General features: G+C 72.2%; 26 protein-coding genes. 10 read left to right on the forward strand and 16 right to left on the reverse strand.

Features of this window, described 5'->3' with window-relative positions:
* Window positions 1-186: 186 nt before the first annotated feature.
* Together WQ56_RS16675 and WQ56_RS16680 are read right to left on the reverse strand one after the other, a co-directional pair.
* On the reverse strand, window positions 187-621 hold the full coding sequence (locus WQ56_RS16675) for a VanZ family protein (protein WP_231583451.1): 435 nt from the start codon (window positions 619-621) through the stop codon (window positions 187-189).
* On the reverse strand, window positions 618-1,799 hold the full coding sequence (locus WQ56_RS16680; RefSeq protein WP_047138272.1) for an SAM-dependent methyltransferase: 1,182 nt from the start codon (window positions 1,797-1,799) through the stop codon (window positions 618-620). Before WQ56_RS16680 ends, WQ56_RS16675 begins: the two co-directional genes overlap by 4 nt.
* Window positions 1,800-1,867: 68 nt before the next feature.
* Here WQ56_RS16680 and WQ56_RS16685 point away from each other — a divergent pair, with 68 nt between their 5' ends.
* Window positions 1,868-2,602, forward strand: a complete 735-nt coding sequence (locus WQ56_RS16685) for a pteridine reductase (protein WP_047138273.1) — start codon at window positions 1,868-1,870, stop codon at window positions 2,600-2,602.
* A 54-nt stretch (window positions 2,603-2,656) separates the two neighbouring features.
* Here WQ56_RS16685 and folK read toward each other — a convergent pair whose 3' ends face one another.
* The 4 genes from folK to tsaD are packed head-to-tail and all read right to left on the reverse strand — an operon-like array spanning window position 2,657 to window position 6,049.
* Window positions 2,657-3,160, reverse strand: a complete 504-nt coding sequence (gene folK / locus WQ56_RS16690; RefSeq protein WP_047138274.1) for a 2-amino-4-hydroxy-6-hydroxymethyldihydropteridine diphosphokinase — start codon at window positions 3,158-3,160, stop codon at window positions 2,657-2,659.
* 49 nt (window positions 3,161-3,209) lie between these two features.
* Window positions 3,210-4,514 (reverse strand): mechanosensitive ion channel family protein, encoded by a 1,305-nt coding sequence (locus WQ56_RS16695; protein ID WP_047138275.1) that lies wholly within the window; start codon window positions 4,512-4,514, stop codon window positions 3,210-3,212.
* Window positions 4,515-4,568: 54 nt separating this feature from the next.
* Window positions 4,569-4,925, reverse strand: a complete 357-nt coding sequence (gene folB, locus WQ56_RS16700; RefSeq protein WP_047138276.1) for a dihydroneopterin aldolase — start codon at window positions 4,923-4,925, stop codon at window positions 4,569-4,571.
* Window positions 4,926-4,972: 47 nt separating this feature from the next.
* Entirely contained in the window at window positions 4,973-6,049 is a 1,077-nt protein-coding gene (gene tsaD / locus WQ56_RS16705; RefSeq protein ID WP_047138277.1) for a tRNA (adenosine(37)-N6)-threonylcarbamoyltransferase complex transferase subunit TsaD, read from the reverse strand.
* Window positions 6,050-6,239: 190 nt separating this feature from the next.
* Between tsaD and rpsU the strand changes: the two genes are divergently transcribed.
* Together rpsU and WQ56_RS16715 are read left to right on the forward strand one after the other, a co-directional pair.
* Window positions 6,240-6,455, forward strand: coding sequence for a 30S ribosomal protein S21 (rpsU, locus tag WQ56_RS16710; protein WP_047138278.1), 216 nt, complete (start codon window positions 6,240-6,242; stop codon window positions 6,453-6,455).
* 143 nt (window positions 6,456-6,598) lie between these two features.
* Window positions 6,599-7,042 carry a GatB/YqeY domain-containing protein gene (locus WQ56_RS16715; protein WP_047138279.1) on the forward strand — a complete coding sequence of 148 codons (444 nt, stop codon included), beginning with the start codon at window positions 6,599-6,601 and terminating at the stop codon, window positions 7,040-7,042.
* 263 nt (window positions 7,043-7,305) lie between these two features.
* Here the strand turns inward: WQ56_RS16715 and WQ56_RS16720 are convergent, their stop codons facing one another.
* Window positions 7,306-8,559: a peptidoglycan DD-metalloendopeptidase family protein gene (locus WQ56_RS16720; protein WP_047138280.1), complete on the reverse strand. Its 1,254-nt coding sequence runs from the start codon at window positions 8,557-8,559 to the stop codon at window positions 7,306-7,308.
* Window positions 8,560-8,561: 2 nt separating this feature from the next.
* Window positions 8,562-10,112 (reverse strand): 2,3-bisphosphoglycerate-independent phosphoglycerate mutase, encoded by a 1,551-nt coding sequence (gene gpmI / locus WQ56_RS16725; protein WP_047138281.1) that lies wholly within the window; start codon window positions 10,110-10,112, stop codon window positions 8,562-8,564.
* A gap of 104 nt (window positions 10,113-10,216) precedes the next feature.
* Here gpmI and WQ56_RS16730 point away from each other — a divergent pair, with 104 nt between their 5' ends.
* The 4 genes from WQ56_RS16730 to WQ56_RS16745 all read left to right on the forward strand — a co-directional run bounded on the left by WQ56_RS16730 (window position 10,217) and on the right by WQ56_RS16745 (window position 13,822).
* Window positions 10,217-10,957 (forward strand): hypothetical protein, encoded by a 741-nt coding sequence (locus tag WQ56_RS16730; protein WP_047138292.1) that lies wholly within the window; start codon window positions 10,217-10,219, stop codon window positions 10,955-10,957.
* A 74-nt stretch (window positions 10,958-11,031) separates the two neighbouring features.
* The gene (locus tag WQ56_RS16735) at window positions 11,032-12,735 is read left to right on the forward strand and encodes a M28 family metallopeptidase (protein WP_047138282.1); all 1,704 of its coding nucleotides are present in this window, start codon (window positions 11,032-11,034) and stop codon (window positions 12,733-12,735) included.
* 89 nt (window positions 12,736-12,824) lie between these two features.
* Window positions 12,825-13,508 (forward strand): HAD-IB family hydrolase, encoded by a 684-nt coding sequence (locus tag WQ56_RS16740; protein WP_082132498.1) that lies wholly within the window; start codon window positions 12,825-12,827, stop codon window positions 13,506-13,508.
* Complete coding sequence (locus WQ56_RS16745) at window positions 13,505-13,822, forward strand: DUF4326 domain-containing protein (protein WP_047138294.1); 318 nt, start codon at window positions 13,505-13,507, stop codon at window positions 13,820-13,822. The genes WQ56_RS16740 and WQ56_RS16745 overlap by 4 nt, the downstream gene beginning before the upstream one ends.
* Window positions 13,823-13,847: 25 nt before the next feature.
* Here the strand turns inward: WQ56_RS16745 and tyrS are convergent, their stop codons facing one another.
* Window positions 13,848-15,053 carry a tyrosine--tRNA ligase gene (tyrS, locus tag WQ56_RS16750; RefSeq protein WP_047138283.1) on the reverse strand — a complete coding sequence of 402 codons (1,206 nt, stop codon included), beginning with the start codon at window positions 15,051-15,053 and terminating at the stop codon, window positions 13,848-13,850.
* 187 nt (window positions 15,054-15,240) lie between these two features.
* On the opposite strand from tyrS, the gene WQ56_RS16755 reads away from it, so the two are divergent.
* Together WQ56_RS16755 and WQ56_RS16760 are read left to right on the forward strand one after the other, a co-directional pair.
* Window positions 15,241-16,716: a peptidoglycan DD-metalloendopeptidase family protein gene (locus WQ56_RS16755; RefSeq protein ID WP_082132499.1), complete on the forward strand. Its 1,476-nt coding sequence runs from the start codon at window positions 15,241-15,243 to the stop codon at window positions 16,714-16,716.
* A gap of 63 nt (window positions 16,717-16,779) precedes the next feature.
* Entirely contained in the window at window positions 16,780-17,913 is a 1,134-nt protein-coding gene (locus WQ56_RS16760; protein WP_047138284.1) for an anhydro-N-acetylmuramic acid kinase, read from the forward strand.
* A gap of 28 nt (window positions 17,914-17,941) precedes the next feature.
* On the opposite strand, the gene WQ56_RS16765 is transcribed toward WQ56_RS16760, so the two are convergent.
* From WQ56_RS16765 to WQ56_RS16785, 5 genes are all read right to left on the reverse strand, one after another.
* The gene (locus WQ56_RS16765) at window positions 17,942-18,760 is read right to left on the reverse strand and encodes a hypothetical protein (RefSeq protein WP_156170608.1); all 819 of its coding nucleotides are present in this window, start codon (window positions 18,758-18,760) and stop codon (window positions 17,942-17,944) included.
* A 195-nt stretch (window positions 18,761-18,955) separates the two neighbouring features.
* Window positions 18,956-19,891, reverse strand: coding sequence for a heme o synthase (locus WQ56_RS16770; RefSeq protein WP_047138285.1), 936 nt, complete (start codon window positions 19,889-19,891; stop codon window positions 18,956-18,958).
* Between the two features lies 1 nt (window position 19,892).
* Window positions 19,893-21,092: a COX15/CtaA family protein gene (locus tag WQ56_RS16775; RefSeq protein ID WP_047138286.1), complete on the reverse strand. Its 1,200-nt coding sequence runs from the start codon at window positions 21,090-21,092 to the stop codon at window positions 19,893-19,895.
* A complete protein-coding gene (locus tag WQ56_RS16780; protein WP_047138287.1) occupies window positions 21,092-21,682 on the reverse strand; it encodes a hypothetical protein in 591 nt (196 codons plus the stop codon). Before WQ56_RS16780 ends, WQ56_RS16775 begins: the two co-directional genes overlap by 1 nt.
* Entirely contained in the window at window positions 21,679-22,413 is a 735-nt protein-coding gene (locus tag WQ56_RS16785; protein WP_047138288.1) for an SURF1 family protein, read from the reverse strand. Before WQ56_RS16785 ends, WQ56_RS16780 begins: the two co-directional genes overlap by 4 nt.
* A gap of 65 nt (window positions 22,414-22,478) precedes the next feature.
* Between WQ56_RS16785 and WQ56_RS16790 the strand changes: the two genes are divergently transcribed.
* Window positions 22,479-22,697, forward strand: coding sequence for a twin transmembrane helix small protein (locus WQ56_RS16790; protein WP_047138297.1), 219 nt, complete (start codon window positions 22,479-22,481; stop codon window positions 22,695-22,697).
* A 106-nt stretch (window positions 22,698-22,803) separates the two neighbouring features.
* On the opposite strand, the gene WQ56_RS16795 is transcribed toward WQ56_RS16790, so the two are convergent.
* A complete protein-coding gene (locus WQ56_RS16795; RefSeq protein ID WP_047138289.1) occupies window positions 22,804-23,688 on the reverse strand; it encodes a cytochrome c oxidase subunit 3 in 885 nt (294 codons plus the stop codon).
* Window positions 23,689-23,735: 47 nt separating this feature from the next.
* Window positions 23,736-24,110: cytochrome c oxidase assembly protein (locus tag WQ56_RS16800; protein ID WP_047138290.1), on the reverse strand; the 375-nt coding region annotated here is incomplete at its 5' end.

Genomic DNA, 24,110 nt, shown 5'->3' on the forward strand with positions numbered 1-24,110 from the left:
CGCGCTCGTATCCGCCGTCGCTGCGCAGCGGGGTCAGCCGGGTCGCGAGGCCGGCGATCACGTCCGAGCGCCACGCCGCACCAACCGCATCTGTAGGAGCGCGCTTGCGCGCGAGAAACGGTCTCGCGAAAGCCCTTCGTGCGATGAAGCGGTCTCGGGAACGCCTCATCGCGCGCGAGCGCGCTCCTACGGGTGCACGTGGCGCCCGCGTCCGCCGTCGAGGCGCAGCAGCAGGTCGCGCAGCGGGGTGAGCCGGGTCGCGAGGCCGGCGATCACGCCGAGCGTGTTCGCCAGCGCGTCGGCCGGGTCCTGCACGCGGCCGTCGGTCAGCGCGCCCTGCGCGTACTCGAGCCCGATCCCCAGCAGCACCAGGCCCAGGCCGGCGCCGAGCAGCGAGGGCCAGCGTGCGTAGAGCTGGACCGCGGCCGCGGCGAGCGCGGCGTAGGCCAGGAAGTGCCCCAGCTTGTCGCCGTCGGGCACGTCGGGCATCGGCACCGACGGCACCAGCGACAGCACGACGACCGCCGCGATCGCGGCGATCCACAGTCCGCACCACAGCCACGGCCGGCGCAGCGGCTTGAGCGCGCTGCGCAGCCCGCGCGCCGGCGCGGCGCCGGTCACAGCCGGTGGCTCAGGTCGCCGACCAGGAACGCGTGGTCGAAGTCGACGTCGCGGGCGAAACCGATCGCCTGGAACGCCTCGCCCATGCCGCCGGGCAGGGTCAGCTTCTTGACCTGCTGGCGCAGCGCGTAGCGCGCGGCCTCGTCGGCGGCCTGCGCCTCGTGCGCGGCCAGGCGCGCGTCGATGCGATTGCCCAGCAGCAGCGAGGCCTGGCTGCAGTAGCCGGCGAAATCGAAGCCGGCGCCGGTGCCGGCCTCGGCCAGCGCGGTGAAGTCGACCGACGCGGTCAGGTCCTGCAGCCCCGGCAGCGCGAACACGTCCGGCGACACCTGGTGGCGGTGGAACGCGCGCAGCGTGCCCTCGCTGCGATCGTCGCGGTAGTACTCGCTGCGCGTATAGCCGTAGTCGACGAACAGCAGCGCGCCGCGCTTCAGGCCGCCGGCCACCGCCTGCACCCAGTACGGCAACTGCGGCAGCAGCTCGGAGCGGTAACCTTCCGGCAGCGGCGCGCCGCGCTGGCGTTCGACGTGGCGCACCGCCGGCACCAGCAGCGCGTCGGCCGGACGCAGCGTCGTCGCGAACCCGCCGTCGGGCGCGGCGACGACGTATTCCTCGTACACCTCGCCGCCGCGGATCGCGAACCGCGGCGTGGGCAGCGCATCGACGACCTCGTTGGCGAACAGCACGCCGTTCCAGTCGTCCGGCATCGGGCCGTCGAGCCACTGCACGCGCGCGAACAGCGCGTCGGGCAGCTGCGCGGCCAGGCGCGTGCGCTGGCGCTCGCGCAGGTCGGCACTGGGCTCGAGGATCGCGTAGCGCGCAGGGGCTGCGTCGAGCGCGGCCAGGTGCGCGAGCGCATCGGCGGCGAACGCACCGCTGCCGCCGCCGACCTCCAGCACCTGGGCGCCCTCGCCGAGTTCGCGCAGCACCGGCGCGATCGCCTCAGCGATGCACTCGGCGAACAGGCTGCCGAGCTCGGGCGCGGTGACGAAGTCGCCGGCCGCGCCGAACTTCGTCGCGCCTGCGCTGTAGTAGCCCAGGCCGGGCGCGTACAGCGCCAGCTCCATGAACTTCCAGAACGGGATCGCGCCACCGGCCTCGGCGATCAGGGCGTGGATCGACGCGCGCAGGCGCTCGCTGTGGGCCAGCGCGTCTTCGGACAGAGGGGGAGCGGACATGGAGGTGACTTGGCGGCGACAATGCACAGCATACCGAGCCCGCCCGCACGCGGCCGTCAGGAGCCCGCATGGACACCCCACGCCCCGTCGCGCTGATCACCGGCGCCGCGCGCCGCCTCGGCGCTGCGATCGCCCGCCACCTGCATGCGCACGGCCACGACGTCGCGCTGCATTGCCACGCCTCGCGCGCCGAGGCCGACGCGCTGGCCGCCGCGCTCGAAGCCGAGCGCCCGGGCAGCGCGGTCGTGCTGCAGGCCGACCTCGCTGACGCCGACGCGACGGCCGCGCTCGTGGACGCCACGGTGGCGCGGTTCGGCCGGCTCGACGCGCTGGTCAACAACGCCGCGGCCTTCGCGCCGGCGCCGCTGGAGGCCAGCGACGCGGCCCTGTTCGACGCGCTGATGGCAGTCAACGCCCGTGCGCCGTTCCTGCTGGCGCGCGCGGCGGCGCCGCACCTGCACCGCGCCGGGGGGGCGATCGTCAACGTCGGCGACCTCTACGCCGAGCGCCCGCGCGCCGACCTGGTCGCCTACGCGGCGTCGAAGGCCGCGCTGCTCGGGCTGACCCGCGGCCTGGCGGTCGCGCTCGCGCCGCAGGTCCGTGTGAACGCGGTCGCGCCGGGCGCGATCCTGTGGCCCGAGGACGGCGGCGATCCCGCCCTGCGCGCGCGGATCCTCGACGCGACGCCGTTGCGCCGGCAGGGCCGGGTCGAGGACATCGCCGATGCGGTCGGCTGGCTGCTGCGGGGCGCCGGCTTCAGCACCGGCGAGGTCCTCCACGTCGACGGCGGCCGCATGCTCTGAGCTTGCGACATCGACGGAGGCGCCCGGGACGCGGGCCGAGCGCCGTCGCGGCGCTCATGCCGCCCCGATCGGTTCGGCGATGGCGATCGTCTCGAACGCCGTGTCGCGGTCGGGGTGAACGGCCCACAGCTGCGCAAGCGTCCGCCCGTCGACCGGATGGCGCAGGTCGGGCGCGATCTCGGCCAGCGGCTTGAGCACGAAGGCGTGCCGCAATTCGTCTCGCGGGATGCGCAGGTTTCCCTCGCCGGCCAGGATGCGGTCGGCGTAGAGCACGATGTCGATGTCGAGGGTGCGGTCGCTGTAGCGCGGCCCGCTGCGGTCGCGCCCATGCGCGTCCTCGAGCGCGTGCAGCCAGGCGTTGAGCGCTTCGGGCGACAGCTCGGTCTCGATCGTCGCGGCGGCGTTGAGGAAGTCCGCGCCGGCGTAGCCCACGGCCGGGAACCGGTACGTCGGCGACACGACGAGCGACGGGAAGCGCGCGCGCAGCGCGTCGACCGCTGCGCGCAGGTGATGCTCGGGATCGAGGTTGCTGCCGAGGCTCAGGCAGGCGATGGCCATGGGGGCGCTCCTGTGGGGAGCGCCATGATCGCGCATCGCCCGCCCGCGGTCAGCGGGGGGACGCGACCGCCGCCGCGCTCGGATCGGCGTCCTCGTCCGCTCCCGGCTGCCCGTCGCGGCGCAGGTGCACGTCCACCGGCGCGTCGCTGCGGGCCTGGAACACCCGCAGGTCGAACTCGGGCAGGATCGCCAGCAGGTGGTCGAAGATGTCGGCCTGGATGCCTTCGTAGACCGTCCAGCCGGTGTCGGCGGTGAAGCAGTAGATCTCCAGCGGCAGCCCGGTCTCGGTCGGCTGCAGCTGGCGCACCAGCAGCGTCAGCTCCTGGTTGATGCCGGCGTGGTGGCGCAGGTAGTGCTCGACGTAGGCACGGAACGTGCCCAGGTTGGTCACGCGGCGGTGGTTGACCGGCTCGGCGCCGCGCTCGGCCAGCGCGGTGTTCCAGTCGGCCAGTTCCTGGTCCTTGCGGTCGAGATAGGCGTCGAGCAGCACGAAGCGGCGGAAACGCGCGATCTCCTCGGGCGCCAGGAACCGCACGCTGCGCTGGTCGAGGTACAGCGCGCGCTTGATCCGGCGCCCGCCGCCCTCGGACATCGGCCGCCAGTTCTTGAACGCGTCGCTGACCAGCTTCTTGGTCGGCACGGTGGTCACGGTGCGGTCGAAGTTGCGCACGGTGATCGTGTGCAGCGCGATGTCGATCACGTCGCCGTCGGCGTTCTGGCTCGGCATTTCGATCCAGTCGCCGATGCGCACGCGGCCGTCGTTGCTGATCTGCACGCTGGCCACCAGCGAGAGAATCGTGTCCTGGAAGATCAGCATCAGCACCGCGGTCATCGCGCCCAGGCCGGTGACGATGTGCAGGAACTGCGCGCCGATCAGCGTGGCGATCACCGAGATGCCGACCAGCACGAACATCACGATCTTGACGACCTGCAGGTAACCCTTGATTGGCTTGTTGTGCGCGTCGGGGCGGCGCTCGTAGTTGCGGTTGAACGCGTCGAGCACGCGGGAGACCGCCAGCGCGATCGTCACCACGACGAAGATCTGGCACAGCCGCTCCACGATCACCACCAGCTGCGGCGGCAGGTCGGGCACCACCGAGATGCCGGCCGAGATCACCAGCGCCGGCACCACGTTGGCCAGCCGCGGAATCGCCTGCAGCCGCACCTGGTGGTCGTGCTGGGCGCCGCCCAGCGGCGTGCGCTGCAGCAAGCGGCCGAGCCCGCGCAGCAGGATGCGTTTGGTGACGAAGTTCGCCAGCCAGGCGAGCAGGCACAGGCCCGCCAGCACGGTCGCGCTGTACGCCCAGGGATAAGGCGCCAGCAGGTCGCTGAGTCGTTCGAGATGGGGCTGCATCGTGCGGGGTCTCCTGTTGCGGCCGCGGCTGTGCGGCGCGCCAGGGTTCGCGGATCAGCCCTGGCGACTGCGTTCGATGATCACGCCGACCGCGCGCGCGCCGCGCACCGCACCCGGCTTGCTGAGCTTCAATCGTACCCAACCGACGTTGAACTCCTCGATCACCAGCGCCGCGCAGCGCTCGGCCAGCGTCTCGACCAGGCCGAATTCCGATGCCCCCACGTAGTCGATCAGCCGCTTGCTGACCGCCTTGTAGTCGAGCGTGCGCGCGATGTCGTCGCTCGCCGCCGGCACGCGGTTGTCGAACGCCATCTCGACGTCGAACACCAGCGGCTGGCGGATGCGCCGCTCCCAGTCGTAGATGCCGATCAGCGCCTCGATCTCGAGGCCTTCGATGAAGACTTTGTCCATGAGCGGGGAATGGGGAAGAGAGTGTGGGGAATCGGAACGCGAACAGCTTAGCCTCTTCGAATCCCCATTCCCGAATCCCCATTCCCGGATGCCGTTGCCGCCAACGGCGGCAACTGCGCCATGTCCCACCTCGGCACCACGCGCACCGCGGCGTCGCCATGCTGGCCGGCCTGCAGGCGCAGGGCGCCGGCGAAGGCGATCATCGCGCCGTTGTCGGTGCACAGCGCCGGGCGCGGGAAGCAGACACGGCCGCCGCGACGTGCGGCGTCGGCCTGCAGCTTGGCGCGCAGGCGCAGGTTCGCGCCGACACCGCCGGCGACCACGAGCGTGCTGCAGCCGGTGGCATCGAGCGCGCGCGCGCACTTGATCGCCAGCGTGTCGACCACCGCGTCCTCGAAGCCACGGGCGATGTCGGCGCGCGTCGTGTCGCGCTGGTCGCTGCCCTGCCAGGCCAGCAGCACCTGGGTCTTGAGGCCGCTGAAGCTGAAATCCAGGCCGGGGCGGTCGGTCATCGGCCGCGAGAACCGGAACGCACCCGGCGTGCCGGCCTGCGCCAGCGCGGCCAGCTGGGGACCGCCCGGGTACGGAAGGCCCATGAGCTTGGCGGTCTTGTCGAAGGCCTCGCCGGCGGCGTCGTCGAGGGTCTCGCCCAGCAACCGGTAGGCGCCGATCGCATCGACCGCGACCAGCTGCGTGTGCCCGCCCGAGACCAGCAGCGCGACGAACGGCGGCGCCGGCGCGTCGTCCTCCATCAGCGGCGCGAGCAGGTGGCCCTCCATGTGGTGCACGCCGATCGCCGGGACGTCCAGCGCCCAGGCCAGCGCGCGCGCGACGCCGGCCCCGACCAGCAGCGCGCCCACCAGGCCCGGCCCGGCGGTGTAGGCGACGCCGTCGAGCTCGTCGACCGCGAGCCCGGCCTCGGCCAGGGTCTGGCGGATCAACGGCAGCAGCTTGCGCACATGGTCGCGGCTGGCCAGCTCCGGCACGACGCCGCCGTACTGCGCATGCAGCGCGATCTGGCTGTAGACGGCATGCGCGCGCAGCCCTTCCGCGCCGCCCAGGGCGGTGTCGTAGACGGCGACGCCGGTCTCGTCGCAGGAGGTTTCGATGCCGAGGACTTTCATGGTGCGCTGGACTGCCGGGAAGCGGACGGGACGCCGGGCCGCAGGGAACGCGCCCGGTCCGGTGGCTTGCGTCGGCCGCCGGGTCCTGGCTATGATACGCGGCTCGCCGGGAGCAGACCCTCGGCAGACCCCGAATTCGCAAGATTCGATCCGGCCCCGAAGGCCGGGTGCCCAGATCCCCGGAGATTCCATGCCTAGCGTCAAAGTCCGCGAAAACGAGCCCTTCGAGTTTGCGCTGCGTCGTTTCAAGCGCACCTGCGAGAAGGCCGGCGTGCTCGCCGAAACCCGCAAGCGCGAGTTCTACGAGAAGCCGACCCAGGAGCGCAAGCGCAAGGCCGCTGCCGCCGTGAAGCGTCAGGCCCGTCGCGTTTCGCGCGACGTCACCAAGCGCCAGCGCCTGTACTGATCGGCGCGCGCCGGGCGTCGCTGCCCGGTTCGATCGTTTGATGACGCAAGAAGCCGGCAGCGCGCAGCGCAGCCGGCTTTTTGTCGTCTCCCCGACTGGCGCCCGCGCGCCTGTCGCCCTCCCTTCCCCGCCCAGGACCCGCCATGACCCTCAAGCAGCAACTCACCGACGACATGAAGGCCGCGATGAAGGGCGGCGACAAGCACAGCCTGGGCGTGATCCGCCTGGTCAACGCCGCGATCAAGCAGCGCGAAGTCGACGAGCGCATCGAGCTCGACGACGCCGCGGTGCTCGCCGTGCTGGAAAAGATGGTCAAGCAGCGCAAGGACTCGGTGACCCAGTACGCCGGCGCCGGCCGCGAGGACCTGGCCCAGATCGAGCGCGACGAGATCACGGTCATCGAGCGCTACCTGCCCGAGAAGCTCGGCGAGGCCGAGATCGTCGCCGCGATCGAGGCGGCGAAGGCGCAGACCGGCGCCAGCGGCCCGGCCGACATCGGCAAGCTGATGGGCGTGCTCAAGCCGCAGCTGGCCGGCAAGGCCGACATGGGCGAGGTCTCGCGCCTGGTCAAGCAATCGCTGGGCTGAGGCCGCGCGCGACGACAGGAGGTCGCCAAAGGCCCGTGCCCCCGCCCGGCGCGCGATGCGCGCCGACCTCCCCCGCGGGCGGGGGAGGTGGTGACGCGCGGTGATGGCGCCTGCTCCTTCCGCGACGCGGGAGGTGGTGAGAGGTGATGACGCGCGGTGATGGCGCTTTGCGCCTTCCCCCGCGTCGCGGGTGCATTGCGCCCTTCACGGGCGGAAGGCCGGGATGGGAGCAGCCGGCAACGACCGACCGCCCCGCGCACGCGTCAGCGGCGCTGCAGCCAGGTCGTCGGATTGACCGGCTTGCCGTTCTGGCGCAGCTCGAAGTACAGGCCGCTGCGGCCCTGGCCGCCGGAATTGCCGACGCTGGCGATCGTGTCGCCGCGCTTGATCGCATCGCCGGTCTTGCGCAGCAGGGCGTCGTTGTGCGCGTACAGGCTCATGTAGCCGTTGCCGTGATCGACGATCAGCAGCATTCCGTAGCCGGTCATCCACTCGGCGAACACGACCGTGCCGTCGGCGACCGCCTTGACCGGGGTGCCGGCGGCCGCACCGATCAGCACGCCGTTGCTGCTGCTGCCATCGGGCAGCTTGCCGCCGAAGGCGGTCAGCAGCGCACCGCTGATCGGCCATCCCAGACCGCCGACCTGCGGCGCCGGGGCGCGCGCGACCTGCGTCCGCGGGCGGGCCGGCGCGCGGCCACCGGCGGTGGTGTCGCGGGATTCGCGCGCCTCGCGCGCGCGGGCCGCGGCGGCGGCGCGGCGCTCGGCCTCGGCCCTGCGCGCGGCCGCGCGCAGCTGGGCCAGCACGCGCTCGAGCGCGCGGGCGTCCTGGCCCAGGGCCTTCTCGCGCGCGCTGCGGTCGTTGAACTTGGCCTCCAGCCCCTTGACGGCCTCGGCACGCTTGCCGCGGTCGGCCTCGACCCGGGCGAGCTGCACGCGCTGCTCGGCGTGCGCGGCCTCGAGCGCGGCGCGACGGTCGTGGATCGCCGCTTCCATGCCGTCGAGCTCGTCCATCTCGGCGCGCAGCGTGGCGATGCGTTCGCTGCGCTGCTGCTGCAGGTAGCGGTGGTAGACCAGCAGGCGGCCGGCGTCGGCGACCCGGTCCTGCGCCAGCATCAGCTTGAGCGCGGCCTCGTCGCCGATGGTGTAGGCCGCGCGCAGCAGCGTCGCCAGTTCCGCGCGGCGTTGCTCGACGGTGGCCGTCAGGGTCTGGCGCCGCGCCTGCAGGCGCTCGAGCTCGGCCTGCTCGGCGGCGAGCTTGATCCTGGTCTCGCGCAGCGCGGTGGTCGAGGCGGCGACCTGTTCGTCGGCCTGGCGCAGTTCGCGCGCGGCCGCGCCGCGCTGGCCCTCGAGGCGCCGGCGCTCGGCGGCGACGTCGCGCAGTTCCTTGCGCACCCGCTCCAGCCGCCGCTCGGTCTCGCGGCTGCTCTGGGCGGCGACGTCGAGCGCGGGCAGAACCGCGGCCAGCAGCGCGGTCAGCAGCAGCGCGGCACCGGTCGCGATCGCCCTGCCGGTCATGCTCAGCCGTCGGCCTGCAGCAGGCTGCGGCCGGTCATCTCGACCGGCACGGACAGGCCGAGCAGATCGAGGATCGTCGGCGCCAGGTCGCGCAGCGCCCCGCCCCGGCGCAGCGGCCCGGGCCGGCTGCCGACGTAGACCAGGTCCACCGGCCCGACGGTGTGCGCGGTGTGCGGCTCGCCGGTCTCGGGATCGCGCATCATCTCGACGTTGCCGTGGTCGGCGGTGACCAGCAGCTCGCCGCCCTTGGCGCGCACGATCTCGACGATCTCGCCGACCGCGCGGTCGACCGTCTCCACCGCCTTGATCGCCGCCTCGAGCACGCCGGTGTGGCCGACCATGTCCGGATTGGCGAAGTTGCAGATCACCACGTCGAAGCGCTCGTCGCGCACGGCCTGCACCAGCTGCGCGGAGACCTCGGGTGCGCTCATCTCCGGCTGCAGGTCGTAGGTCGCGACCTTGGGGCTGGGCACCAGGATGCGGTCCTCGCCGGGGAACGGCGCCTCGCGCCCGCCGCTGAGGAAGAACGTGACGTGCGCGTACTTCTCGGTCTCGGCGATGCGCAGCTGGGTCAGCCCCTGCGCGCCGAGCACCTCGCCCAGCGTGTTGGGCAGATCGTCGGGCGCGAACGCCAGCGGCGCGGGAAGCCGCGCGTCGTACTCGGTCAGGCACACGAAGCGCGACAGCGCCGGGCGCCGCGCCTGGAAGCCGGAGAACGCCGGGTCGACGAACGCGGCGGCGAGCTGGCGCGCGCGGTCGGCGCGGAAGTTCATGAAGACCACGGCATCGCCGTCGGCCATCGGCACGGCACCGTCGACGACGGTCGGCAGCACGAACTCGTCGTTCTCGTCGCGGGCGTAGGCGGCCCGCAGCGCGGCGACCGCATCGGGCGCGCGATGCGGCGACGACGCGTCGACGATCGCGTCCCAGGCCTTGCGCACGCGCTCCCAGCGCTGGTCGCGGTCCATGGCGTAGTAGCGGCCCGACACGCTGGCCACGTGCGCGTTGCCCAGCGCCGCGCAGCGGTCCTGCAGCGCGCGCAGGCTCGGCTCGGCCGAGCGCGGCGGCGTGTCCCGGCCGGCGGTGAACGCATGCACGGCCACGCGCGGCACGCCGCGGCGATGGGCCAGCTCGAGCATCGCGAACAGGTGCGCCTCGTGGCTGTGCACGCCGCCGGGCGAGAGCAGGCCCATCACGTGCAGGGTGCCGCCGTCGGCGCGCACCGCGTCGCAGGCGGCGCCCAGCTCGGCGTTCGCGAAGAAGCTGCCGTCCTCGATCGCCGCATCGATGCGGGTCAGGTCCTGATAGACGATCCGGCCGGCGCCGATGTTCATGTGGCCGACCTCCGAGTTGCCCATCTGCCCGTCGGGCAGGCCGACGTGGCGACCCTCGGTGTGGATCAGCGTGGACGGGTGCCCGGCCAGCAGCCCGCGCCAGGTCGGGATGTCGGCGAGCGCGAGCGCGTTGTCGCGCGGGTCGTCGCGGTGTCCCCAGCCGTCGAGGATCAGCAGGACGACGGGGCGCGGTCGGGAGGAGGTTGCGGCTTGCGGCACGACGAACGGCCCAGTGACCAAAGACAGATGCGATTGTAGCGACACGGCGGCAAGCTACGGTCGACGCCGGGCTTCCGCCCCGCCCCATCCACGAGGTCATGGTCATGTCCGCTGCCCGCCCGCATCGCCCCGTTCGCGCGTTGCTCGCGCTCGCCGTCGTCCTCGCCGCCGGCGGCGCGTTCGCCCAGGCCGACGTCTCCAAGGTCAACGGCGGCATCACCGCCGAGGCCGGCCAGGCCTACGGCGACCTGTCGACGGTCAACGGCGGCATCCGCATCGGCGACCACGCCCGGGCCCAGGACGTGGAGACCGTCAACGGCGGCATCCGCGGCGGCGACGAGATCCAGGCCGGGTCGATGGAGACGGTCAACGGCGGCATCACGCTGGGCGCCCGCGCGCGGACCGGCAACCTGACCACCGTCAACGGCGGAATCCGGCTGGGCGGGGCGGCGCAGGTCGGGGGCAACGTCGAGAGCGTGAGCGGCGGCGTGTTCGTCGACCGCGGCAGCCGGGTCGACGGCAACGTGGTCACCGTCAACGGCGCGATCGGCCTGGTCGGCACCGAGGTGACCGGCGACGTGAAGACGGTCAACGGCGACGTCACGATCGGCGCCGGCTCGCGGGTGCGCGGCGGACTGACGGTCGACAAGCCCTCGTCGAACTGGTTTCCGGTCACGATCAACCGCCGCAGCCCGCGGATCATCATCGGCCCCGACGCGGTGGTCGAGGGCCCGCTGACGTTCAAGCGCGAGGTCACGCTGTACGTGCACGCCAGCGCGCGCACCGGCCCGGTCAGCGGCGCCACCGTGGTGCCCTACGATGGCGCGCAGGCGCCGAAGGACTGATCCCCGCCCGGCGCGCATCGGCAGCTGAACGACCGTATAGTGCGGCGTTCCCCGCTTGCAGGAGTGATCACCGGATGCGCAGACCCCATTTGATGCTGGCCCTGCCGGCCGCACTCGCGCTCGCCGCGTGCGGCGCGCAGGACAAGGCCGACGACACCGCCACCGCGCCGGCGCCCGACGCCCAGGCCGCGCACGCGTTCTCGTCGGACATCACCGGCGCGGACTTCGGCGAGCTGGTCAAGACGCTGGCCTCGGACGAATTCGAGGGCCGTGCGCCCGGCACCGCCGGCGAGGACCGCACCGTCGAGTACATCAGCGCGCAGTTCGAACGCATCGGCCTGCAGCCCGGCGGCGACAACGACAGCTGGTACCAGACCGTGCCGATGGTCGAGACCACGGCCGACGATTCGACCGTCCTCAAGCTCGCGACCGCCAAGGGCACGCGCGACCTGGCCTTCGGCCGCGACATGGTGCTGGGCACGCGCACCGGCAAGCCGCAGATCGAGGTCGCCGACAGCGAACTGGTGTTCGTCGGCTACGGCGTCGACGCGCCCGAGCAGGACTGGAACGACTACGCCGGCCTCGACGTCGAGGGCAAGACCGTCGTCATCCTGGTCAACGACCCGGGCTTCCACGCCCAGGACGAATCGCTGTTCGACGGCAACCGGATGACCTACTACGGGCGCTGGACCTACAAGTTCGAGGAGGCGGCACGCAAGGGCGCGGCCGCGGCGCTGATCGTGCACGACACCGCCGGCGCGTCGTACGGCTGGGACGTGGTCAAGAACTCGTGGTCGGGCGCGCAGTTCGACCTGCGTCCGCAGGACGATCCCGAGCCGCGCCTGCCCGCGCAGGGCTGGATCACCGGCGACGTCGCCCGGCAGCTGTTCGCCGACGCCGGCCTCGACCTCGACGCGCAGATCCAGGCGGCCAACAAGCGCGGCTTCAAGCCGGTGCCACTGAACGCCAAGGTCTCCTTCGACCTCAAGAGCACGGTCGCCGAGAAGAGCTCGCGCAACGTCGTGGGCATCCTGCCGGGCACGCAGGCGCCGGAGGAGGCGATCCTCTACCTCGCCCACTGGGACCACCTGGGCAAGCACGAGGGCGAAGGCGACACGATCTACAACGGCGCGATCGACAACGCCACCGGCGTGGCCGGCATCATCGAGATCGCCGAGAAGTTCGCGACCTCCGAGCCCAAGCCGAAGCGTTCGCTGGTGTTCCTGGCGGTCACGCTCGAGGAGTCGGGCCTGCTGGGCAGCAAGTACTACGTCGCCCAGCCGAGCATCGATCTGGCGCAGACGGTCGGCGTGATCAACCTCGACGCGATGAGCGTCGCCGGTCCCTCGCGCGACTTCGTCGTCACCGGCAAGGGCAGCTCGGAACTGGAGGACATCCTGCAGACCTACGCCGGCCAGCAGAATCGCACGCTGGTCGAGGAAGGCAACCCGGCCGGCGGCTACTACTTCCGCTCCGACCACTTCAACTTCGCCAAGGCCGGCGTGCCGGCGCTCTACGCCAAGGGCGGCAACGACCTGGTCGAGGGCGGCACCGCGGCAGGCAAGGCGGCGAGCGACGACTACGCCACCCGCTACCACCAGCCCGGCGACGAGTACAACCCGGACTGGAACCTCGACGGCGTCGTGCAGGACCTCGAGGCGCTGTACGGCGTCGGCCGCACGCTCGCCGACGGCGACCGCTGGCCGAACTGGTACGAGGGCAATCCGTTCAAGGCCGCACGCGACACCGCGCGCGGCGAGGCGGGCGGCGCGCCGTAACTGCGCGTTGCCGGCCCGGATGGCCGGCCCATTGCGATCCAGCGAAGGGCGGCGGCGACGCCGCCCTTCGCACAGGCGAGGAACGCCCGATGCCCGCACGCCCCACGACACCCGTCGTGGCCGACCCGGCCCACCCGACTGGCGCGTTGCCCGACCGCGCCCTGCCCGATCTCGCGCTGTTCGACTTCGACGGCACGATCACCAGCCGCGAGACCTTTCCCGACCTGCTCGTCGCCGCGACGCCACGCTGGCGGCTGATCGCCGGGCGCGTGCTGATGGCACCGGTCGTGATCGCCTACCGATCCGGCTGGCTGTCGGGCGTGCGCACGCGTGCGGCGCTCGTACGCTACGCGTTCGCCGGGCTGCCGGCAGCGCGCGTTGCCGCCGCCGGCGCCACGCTGGCGGCCACGCGATTGCCCGCGCTGGTGCGCCCGCAGATGCAGGCCCGGATCGATTGGCACCGCACGCGTGGCGATACGGTGGTCGTGGTCTCGGGGAACCTCGACGTCCTGCTCGCGCCCTGGTGCGCGGCCCAGGGCCTCGACCTGCTGTGCTCGGCGCTCCAGCAGACGACCGACGGCCGGCTCACCGGCCGCTACGCCGGCGCGCAGTGCGCCGGCGACGAAAAGGCCCGGCGGGTCCGCGCCACGTATCCGCGCGAGGCGTTCGCCCACGTGCACGCCTATGGCGATACCGACGAGGATCTCGCGCTGCTGCGCATCGCCGACCACGCGTCCTGGCGCGGCGCGCCGTGGTGCGGGACGGCGACATGACACGACCGGTCCGCCTGCAGTTGTCGCGTCGCCGCGGGTTCGACCTGCAGGCGCATTCGCGGGCGGTCAACGGACTGCCGGCGACCGTCGTCGCGCGACCCGGTCGCTGGGGCAACCCGTACCGGGTGGGCGTCGACGGCGATCGTGCCACCTGCGTCGCGCGCTACGCCGAATTCATGGCGACCCGTCCCGACGACCTCGACCCGACGCCCCTGCGCGGCCGCAACCTCGCCTGCTGGTGTCCGCTCGACGGCCCGTGCCACGCAGACGTCCTGCTGGCGCTGGCGAACCCCCGGTCGGACGACCGGTCCTGACGGGCCGGCCCCAAGCAGGCCCCCGTCAGCCGACCAGCCGCACCCGCGCGAAGTTGCGCTTGCCGACCTGCAGCACGCCCTCGAAGCCGGGAACGAGCACCAGGCCGGCGTCTTCGACGACGGCGCCGTCGACCTTGACCGCCCGCTCCTTGAGCTTGCGGTTGGCCTCCGAATTGCTCGGCGTGATGCCGGCGGCGGTCAGCAGCGCAGCGATGCGCAGGCCGTCGGCAGGCACCGCGACGTCCTGCAGCGGCAGCGCGGTCACGTCGCCCTCGCCGGTCACCGCGGCATGCCAGCCGGCGATCGCGGTCTGCGCCGCGTCGGCATCGTGGAAGCGGGTGGCGAGCTCGCGCGCCAGGCGCAGCTTCACGTCGCGCGGGTTCAGCGTGCCGGCGTCGACATCGGCCTTCAGCGCCGCGGCCTCGTCGATGCCGATCTCCAGGCTCAGCAGCTCGATCCAGTTCCACATCAGCGCATCGCCGATCTTCATCGTCTTGTTGACGATGTCGATCGCCGGATCGGTCACGCCGATGTAGTTGCCCAGCGACTTGGACATCTTGGCCACGCCGTCCAGGCCGACCAGCAGCGGCATCGTCAGCACGACCTGCGGCGCCTGGCCGTGGTGTTCCTGCAGCGCGCGGCCCATCAGCAGGTTGAACTTCTGGTCGGTGCCGCCGCACTCGACGTCGGCGCGCAGCGCGACCGAGTCGTAGCCCTGCACCAGCGGATAGAGGAACTCGTGGATCGCGATCGGCTGCTGCCCGGCGTAGCGTTTGGCGAAGTCGTCGCGCTCGAGCATGCGTGCGACGGTGTGCGTGGACGCCAGCCGGATCATGTCGGCCGCGCCCATCGCGCCGAACCATTCGGAATTGAACCGCACTTCGGTGCGCTCGGCGTCGAGCACCTTGAACACCTGCGCCTTGTAGGTCTCGGCGTTCGCCAGCACGTCCTCGCGCGAGAGCGCCTTGCGCGTGGCGCTCTTGCCCGACGGGTCGCCGATCATTCCGGTGAAGTCGCCGATCAGGAAGATCACCGTGTGGCCCAGGTCCTGGAACTGCCGGAGCTTGTTGAGCAGCACCGTGTGGCCCAGGTGCAGGTCGGGCGCGGTCGGATCGAAGCCGGCCTTGATGCGCAACGGGCGACCGAGCGCGAGCCGCGCCTGCAGGTCGTCGCGCTTGAGAATCTCGTCGCTGCCGCGTGCGATCAGCTCGATGGCGGGGGTCTGGGACATCGTCGGGGGGATCTCTGGAAAACCCGCCGCGTATTCATGATGTGAATGCGCAGGCGGTGGTCGTTAACGGGTCGTTATGCAGTGAACGGACCGAAAATTCCTGTCCGGTCAGTGATTTGACGCATGGAGCTCACATCTCTATGTTACCCCGCTGACACGTCTTTCACGCACCCTGGGATCCGCCACGATGACGACACCCGTCCCGCCGCAGGCCGACGCCCACCACCGGCGCGTGCTCCACGACAACCTGCAGGCGGCGGCCCGGAACACGGCGCAGGAAGGACGATTCGGCAGCGCCCGGCTCTATCCCGGCCGCTGGACGCGGCGCGACTGGGCGCACGCGAGTCTGTTCGCGACGCTCGGCGCGCTGCTCGTCGCGCTGGTGCCGGGGTTCTCGCACGCGATGCGCGACGGTGGCGACGACGGCCACGAACTGGTGACGATGTCGCTGGCGCTGCCGCCGCTGACCGCGCAGCAGCGCGTCGCGCAGCAGGCCCACGACAACTGGCAGCTGGTCACCGTGGCCCAGGGCCAGACGCTGGGCTCGATCTTCTCCGAGCTCGACCTGCCGGCCGCGACGATGCACCGCATCCTCGAGCTGCCCGACGCGAAGGCCAAGCTCACGCGCATGCGCCCGGGTACTGAACTCGGCTTCGACATCGCCGCCGACGGCAGCCTGGCCCGGCTGCGCTACGACCGCAGCGACACCGAGCGGGTCGAGCTCGCGATCGCCGGCGACACCGTGAGCGAGCAGGTCATCGAGCGTCCGGTCGAGATCCGCAACGTCGTCATCAGCGGCCAGGTCGGCCGCTCGCTGTTCCACTCGGCGCGCAAGCTGGGCCTGTCGGGCGCGAACATCAACACGTTGACCGACGAGGTCTTCAAGTACGACATCGACTTCAACACCGACGTCACCCAGAACGACCGCTTCAGCGTGGTCGTCGAGCAGGTCTGGCGCGAGGGCGAGCTGATCCGCAGCGGCCCGGTGCAGGCCGCGGTGTTCACCGCCAAGGGCAAGCCGTTCTCCGCGTTCCGCTTCGAGCACGACGGCAAGGCCGAGTACTACAACGCCGAAGGCCGCCCGCTGAAGAAGAGCTTCATCCGCATGCCGATCCAGTACGCGCGGCTGAGCTCGCGCTTCGGCAGCCGGCGCCATCCGGTGCTCGGCACGATGCGCATGCACAAGGGCGTGGACTACGCCGCGGCGACCGGCACGCCGATCATGGCCGCCGGCGACGCGCGCGTGCAGTTCAAGGGCACCCAGCGCGGCTACGGCAACGTCGTGATCCTCGACCACGGCCGCGGGCACACCACGCTCTACGCGCACATGTCGCGCTTCGGCAACATCCGCCAGGGCCAGCGCGTCCCGCAGGGCACGGTGATCGGCTACGTCGGCTCGACGGGCCTGGCGACCGGCCCGCACCTGCACTACGAGTTCCGCGTGAACGGCCAGCACCGCAACCCGCTGCAGCACACGATGCCCGAGCCCGACCCGCTGAACGGCGCGGCGCTGGCGCAGTTCCGCCAGCAGACCGGCCCGGCGCTCGCGCGCATCCGCGAGGTCGAGGAGATCATCTACGCCGACGTGCCGGCGCGGCCCGATCCCGAGCGCGCCGACCGCCAGGTCGCGAGCGCGGCCGGCGGCGGCGGCAACCGCGGCTGATCCCCACGCCCGGCTCCGGCCGGGCGTTTCGTTTCGCATGCCACCGGCGATCGGCGTCCCTCCATGCCCGACCTGTTCCTCGGCCTGATCTCGGGCACCAGCGCCGACGGCATCGACGCGGCGATCGTCGGCTTCGACACCGGCAGCGAGGGCCGGCTGCAGGCCGACCTGCGTCTGGGCCGCACCTATTCCTGGCCGGACGACCTGCGCGCACAGCTGGTCGCGCTCGGCCAGCAGGCCGCACCGCTGACGCTCGACGACCTGGGCGAACTCGACAACCGGATCGCCGAAGGCTTCGCGCAGGCAGCCAACCGGGCACTCGCCGAGGCCGGGTTGACGGCCGCGGACATCGCCGCGATCGGCTCCCACGGCCAGACGCTGCGCCACCGCCCGCACGGACGCGCCGGCGACGGGCGGCACGGCTTCACGCTGCAGCTCGGCGACCCGTCGACGATCGCCGAGCGCACCGGCATCCGCACCGTCGCCGACTTCCGCCGCCGCGACGTCGCCGCCGGCGGCCATGGCGCCCCGCTGCTGCCGGCGCTGCACGCCGCGCTGCTGCACGCGCTCGGCGAGGACCGCGCGGTGCTCAACCTGGGCGGCATCGCCAACCTCACCCTGCTGCCGGGCGACGGCGGCGCGGTGCGCGGGTTCGACACTGGGCCGGCCAACGGCCTGATGGACGCCTGGTGCCTGCGGCACACCGGACAGCCCTTCGACCGCGGCGGCGCATTCGCCGCCGGCGGCCGGGTCGACGCGGCGCTGCTGGCGCGGCTGCGTGCCGCGCCGTGGTTCTCGCTGCCGCCCCCCAAGTCGTCGGGCCGCGACCAGTTCCACCTGGACTGGGTCGAGGCCGCGCTGGCCGGCGGCGAGACGCCGGCGGACGTGCAGGCGACGCTGCTGGCGCTGAGCGCGACGACGATTGCCGATGCGCTGCGCGCCACCCAGCCCACGACCGCGCGCCTGATCGCCTGCGGCGGCGGCGTGCACAACCCAGCGCTGATGGCCGCGGTGGCCCACGCCCTGCCCGGCGTGGCCGTGGTGTCGAGCGACGCGCACGGGCTCGACCCCGACCACGTCGAGGCCATGGGCTTCGCGTGGCTGGCCCGGCAGACCGTGCTCGGCCTGCCCGGCAACCTGCCGTCGGTGACCGGCGCCGCCGGCCCGCGGGTGCTCGGCGGGATCTACCCGGCCTGAGCCGCCCGGCGCCGGCCTGCGCGCGGCGTCAGGCCGATGCGTCCGGCGAGGCGCCCAGCACCGCGAACGCGGCCTCGCGCTCGGCTTCGGTCAGGTCGATGCGCCGCAGCCCGGCATCGAGCAGCAACGGCACCCCGCCGGCCGCCGGGCGCACGGCCAGCGCCTGCGTCTCGCCGTCCGGCGTGTCGACCAGCAGCGGCGCCTCGCGCTTGGCGAAGCGGACGTTCTGCTTGCCCGCTGCCCGGCCGGGCAGCTTTCCGTAGGCATAGGTCACGACCGTGCCGCCGAACGAGGCCTGCGCGGCCTTGATCTCGACCGGCTCGGGGATCCAGCGCTGCGGCTGGCGTGCGGCGCCGTTGACGCGCCCGTTGCGCAGCCGGGTGACGATCGCCACCACGCCCAGCGCCGCGAAGATGCCGAACAGCACCAGGAAGAACACCACGCGGTTCCAGAAGCGCTCCAGCCCGATGCTCAGCGCCGCCTTCGACGGATCGTCGGCCGCCACGACCAGGCTGGTCGCGTAGTCGCCACGCGAGAACGACACGAACAGCAGCGAGATGTGCTTCTCGTACGCGACCCCGTCGACCTCGTAGGCGACGTCGGCCTCGCAGTCGGTGAACACCGCCTTGCGGGTGGTGCAGCGGCCGTCGCGCAGGTCGTAGTCCTCGAGCTCGAGCGGGTTGCTGCGGATCTGCTGGTCCTGCAGCAGGCCCGGCAACTGCCACCACGCGATCGCGCCGGCGACCACGAATGCCAACAGGGCCAGCAGGAAGCCACCGCCCATGCCCAGGGCGTTGCGGGTGAAGCGCAGGTCGCGCTGCGGCAGCAGCGCCTGGAGGTTCGACATGTCGGTGTCCTGGAAAGCGGGATCGGGCGCATGCACACCGACGGGCCGGAAGGCCGGGGCGGGCAGGCGGGGAATGCGCTGGCGGCCGGGAGCACGCCGAGGATCAGCGAGCGCCGGGGGCTGGCAGGCGCCATGTTGCCGCATTCATGAAAACGTTTCCAGAGCGCGGCGCGCCCACCGCGCGGAACGCGTGCGTCAGCCCACCCGCTGCCAGTCCAGGCCACCGGCCACCCCGCCCGCGCCCGGCAGCCACGGCAACAGCCAGTGGTCGACGAGCAGGAACGCGAACAGCGCCATCAGGTAGACGACCGAGTAGTTGAACATCCGCATCGCGAAGAACTCGTCCGGCGGATCGAGCAGGCGCCAGGCGTACCACAGGAACACCAGGCCGAGCACGACCGCGCCGCCCAGGTAGAACAGCCCGCTCATGCCGATCGCGACCGGCAGCAGCGTGATCACGACCAGCAGCACGGTGTAGATCAGGATCTGCCAGCGCGTGTACGCCACGCCGTGGGTGACCGGCAGCATCGGCACCAGCGCGCGCGCGTAGTCCTCGCGGCGGAAGATCGCCAGCGCCCAGAAGTGCGGCGGCGTCCAGACGAACACGATCAGCACCAGCAGCAGCGCGTGCGCCCAGTCCCACTGCCCGGTCATGCCCGTCACCGCGGCCCAGCCCAGCAGCGGCGGCGCGGCGCCGGCGATGCCGCCGATGACGATGTTCTGCGGCGTCGCGCGCTTGAGGAAGCCCGTGTACACCACCGCGTAGCCGATCAGCGAGGCGAAGGTCAGCACGGCGGTCAGCGGGTTGACCAGCAGCACCAGGATCGCCATTGACGCGGCGCCGAGCGCCAGCGCGAACACCAGCACCTGCACCGGACGCAGCGCGCCGGTCGCCAGCGGTCGGTGCGCGGTGCGCGCCATGACCTTGTCGATACGCTGGTCGATCAGGTGGTTGATCGCCGCCGCCGATGCCGCCGCCAGCCAGATGCCGAGCAGACCGAACACGCTCTCGCGCGCCGGCGGCAGCCCCGGAACCGCGAGGAACATGCCCACCAGCGCGGTGAACACGATCAGCGCGACCACCCGCGGCTTGGTCAGCGTCCAGTACGCGCGCGCCTTGCTCCCGGCCATGTCAGTCCGGCCGCCGCAGCCGCGCCAGCAGCGAGACCAGCACGAACAGCAGCAGCGCGGCGCCGCCGTTGTGCAGCACCGCCACCCACAGCGGCAGTGCGAGCTTGACGTTGAGGATGCCCAGCAGCACCTGCGCCAGCGTCAGCGCGCCCAGCGCCACCGCCCAGCCGCGCAGGCCCGGGGTGCGCAGCAGGCGCACGGCGAACGCGAGCAGCGTCGCGAAGACGACGACCGCCATCGCCCGGTGCGCCATCTGGATCGCGATCCGCGCCGCGCCGTCGAGCACGCCGCCCTCGTAGTCGACGCCGATCCCGCGCCACAGCACGAACCCTTCGCGGAAATCGCTCGGCGGCCACCACTGGCCCACGCACCGGGGGAAATCGCCGTAGTGGTGGACCGCAGTCGTCCAGCCGCCGGCCCCGCAGGCCAGCGCGGCGTAGTTGGCGCTGACCCAGCCGCCGAGCGCGATCTGCACGCCGACCACCGCGATCGCGGCCAGCGTCCAGCGCCGCAGCGCGTCGGCCTGCGCCAGCACGATCGGCTGCATCGTCGCCCGCCACGCCATCCACAGCAGCAGCGAGAACGTCAGCATGCCGCCGAGCAGGTGGCCCATGACGATCACCGGCTTGAGCAGCAGCGTCACCGTCCACTTGCCCAGCAGCGCCTGGAAGATCACCACCGCCAGCGTCAGCACCGCCGCGCGCGCGAGATCGATGTTCGACCAGCGCAGCGCCGCCAGCAGCAGGATCGCCTCGCCGAGCGCGGCGATGCCCAGCGCAGCCATCGTGTCGCCGCGCATGTACAGCGGGATCGCCAGCGCGACCAGCAGCGCCGCGCCGATCACCTGCGCCAGGCCGTGGCGCCGCCGGCGCACGGCCAGCAGCGCCAGCCCGAGCACGAACACGCCCAGCGTCGCCGCCAGGTGGCGGTGCACCTGCTCGCGCCAGGCCTTGTGGGTCTCGAACGGCCGGATCGCGCTCGCGGCGTGGTCGCTGACGTCGGTGGCGGCCTGCGGCCAGGTCGCACGCCCGTAGCAGGTCGGCCAGTCGGGACAGCTGAGCCCGGCGTCGGAGAGCCGCACGAACGCGCCGAACACGATCACGCACAGCGTCAGCGCCGCCGCGAACCAGGCGATCCGGTGGAAGTGGCGGTAGACGGCCGGGCGGTGCGCGGTCGCGTGGGCGGGCGGCGGGTGGGTCATCAGCGGAGTCTGAGCAGCTTGGCCATGTCCGCGCGCAGATGGCCCGGGTCGAAGCCGGGGGCATAGCGCAGGATCACGAACCCGTTGGGGTCCACGACGTAGGCCGGGACGCCATTGTCCGCGTCCCGGGGGCCGCCGTCGACGCGTGGCAGGGCGGCGCGCAGCGCGGGGTCAGCTTCGAGTACGCGCCACGCGGCGTTGCGCACCGCGCCGTCGGGCACGTCGCCGAGCCACAGGATGTCGACGTGGTCGGCATTGCGGCCGAACAGCTGCCAGACCAGATCGAGCTCGCGCGAGAGCGCGACGCAGGGATCGCCGCAGCCGGCCGGCGGCGCGACGAGGATCCGCCAGCGGCGCTCCACCGGCTGCCAGGCGTAGGTGCCGCCCGCGGCCAGCCGCGGCGCCAGCGCGCGCAGGTCGGCCGGCGGGTCGAGCAGTTCGCCATGGTTCTGCATGCCGGCCGGGCGCCAGCCCGAGAAGCGCAGCGCGCCGGCGACGAGGGCGCTGCCCAGGAACAGCACCACGATCAGCACCAGCAGCAGGCGGTTGCGGTCGCGCTGGGCGGTCGGGACGGGGGCGGGCGTCGTCATCGGCGGGGTTTCCGGAAAGTGAGCACCAGGGCGGTGACGAGGACGGTCAGCGCCAGGCCGAACCACTGGACCGCGTAGCCCAGGTGCTTCTCGGGCGGCAGCGTGTTGGGGAGGATATCCAGGTCGCGAGCGTAGCCGGCGGGCAGCGCGGGATCGAGCCGCAGCACCCGCGGCGGCAGCGCCGCGAGCCCGGCCGCCGAGGCGATCGCCGGCGCGTCGAAGCGCGTCATCAGCCATGCCGGGCCTTGGCCGATCGCCGGCCCCAGCGCCAGCCCCGCCGACGGCGGCGGCGCCAGCAGGCCGCGCAGGTCCAGCGTCCGGCCGAGCAGCCCCTCGCCGTGCAGCACGTCCGCCGCCGGCATCCGCGCGGTGCGCTCGGCGATCGGCGTCCACCCCAGGTCGACCAGCAGCGGCGCGCCGTCGTCGGGCGCGAACAGGCGGTAGACCCGCAGGCCGGGACGGCCGTCGTGGATCTGGTTGTCGAGCACGAACGCCGGCGCGTCGACGAAACGCCCGCGTCCGGCGGCCCAGTCGTAGTCGCGCCGGCGCGCGTCGTCGCCGGCGTGCGACAGCGGTACGGCACGGCGCGCAGACAGCGTCCGCTCGACGGCCTCGAGCATCGCGCGCTTGTCATGCATGCGCGTGAGCTGCCACTGGCCCAGCGCCGCGAACGCCACGACCAGCAGCAAGGCCACGCCCCATCCCGCCGCAAGGCGCGTGCGCCGGCTCACGCCCCGGTGTCCGCGGGCTGCGATAATCCGCTCATGCCCCTCGCGCCGCGGAGTCCGTCATGGTGATGAACGATTCGCTCAAGCTGCTGCTGATCATCGGTTTCGTTCTGCTGATTCTGTGGAACCTCGGCGCCGGCCTGTATTACATGCTCAACGACAAGGGCCGCAGCAACCGCACCGTCAACGCCCTCACCCGCCGCATCGGCCTGTCGGTCGCGCTGATCGCGCTGGTGCTGCTGGCGATCTGGATGGGGTGGATCAAGCCGCATGGGGTCTACGGCTGATGCCGTAGACCCCATGCGGCGGGAATGGGGATTCGGGATACGGGATTCATAAAGGCGTGCATTGACTCGCTTTCACGAATCCCGAATCCCGTTCGTTTCCGTCGTCTCAGACGACGTAAACGAACAGAAACAGAATCAGCCACACCACGTCGACGAAGTGCCAGTACCAGGCCACCGCCTCGAAGGCGAAGTGGTTCTCGCTGGTGAAGTGGCCGCGGAAGCAGCGCAGCCAGATCACGATCAGCATGATCGTGCCGAGCGTGACGTGCGCGCCGTGGAAGCCGGTGAGCATGAAGAACGTCGAGCCGTAGATGCCCGAACCCAGCGTCAGGTTGAGGTCGCGGTAGGCGTGGACGTATTCCTCGATCTGGAAGAACAGGAACACGCAGCCCAGCGCGATCGTCGCGCCGAGGAACACCAGCAGCTGGGTGCGGCGCGCGGCGCGCAGCGCGTGGTGGGCGATCGTGATGGTGACGCCCGACGCCAGCAGGATCAGCGTGTTGAGCAGCGGCAGTCCCCAGGCCGGAATGGTCTGGAACACGCCGCCCACGCCACCGGGGCCGGCGGTCGGCCACGCGGCGCTGTAGCCGTCCCACAGCACCGAGTTGGTCATCGCGCCCGAGCCCTCGCCGCCCAGCCACGGCAGCGCCAGCGTGCGGGCGTAGAACAGCGCGCCGAAGAACGCGCCGAAGAACATGATCTCCGAGAAGATGAACCACACCATCCCCATACGGAACGACACGTCGACCTGCTTGTTGTAGTAGCCCGAGACCGACTCGAGCACGACGTCGGCGAACCACTTGAACAGGATCAGCGCCAGGCCCGCGATGCCGACGAAGAACGTCGTACGCCCCCAGCTCGCGTCGTTGAACCAGCTGGCCAGGCCCAGCATCGTCACGAACAGCGCGACCGAGGCGAACAGCGGCCACTTGCTGTCGTGCGGCACGAAGTAGACGTTGGGATCCTGGTGTTCGGTCTTCACGTGGGCCATGGCGGTATCCGGGTGGCGGCGCGGTGTCGGGGGCGGAACGGGGAACGCTAGGGCGCGGCGGCCAGGCGCGCGTCGCGCACCGGGGCGACGCCGGCGACCAGCCGCGAGGTCAGTACATCGTTCTTGAAGAAGGTATACGACAGCGTGACCGTGTTGACGTCGCGCGGCAGCGACGGGTCGATGATGAAGCGCACCGGCATGTCGCGGGTCTCGCCGGCCTGCAGCGTCTGCGCGGTGAAGCAGAAGCACTCGGTCTTCTGGAAGAAGCCCGAGGCCCGCGCCGGCGCCACCGACGGCGTCGCGCTGCCGACGACCGGCCGCGCGCTGTCGTTGTGCGCGTAGTACGTGGTCTCGTACTGCTCGCCCACGCGCACGCGCATGCGGGTCTGGTTGGGACGGAACGACCAGGGCAGGTGCGAGTT

Source organism: Luteimonas sp. FCS-9 (assembly GCF_001014645.1).
In the GTDB taxonomy this organism is placed as follows: Bacteria; Pseudomonadota; Gammaproteobacteria; order Xanthomonadales; family Xanthomonadaceae; genus Luteimonas.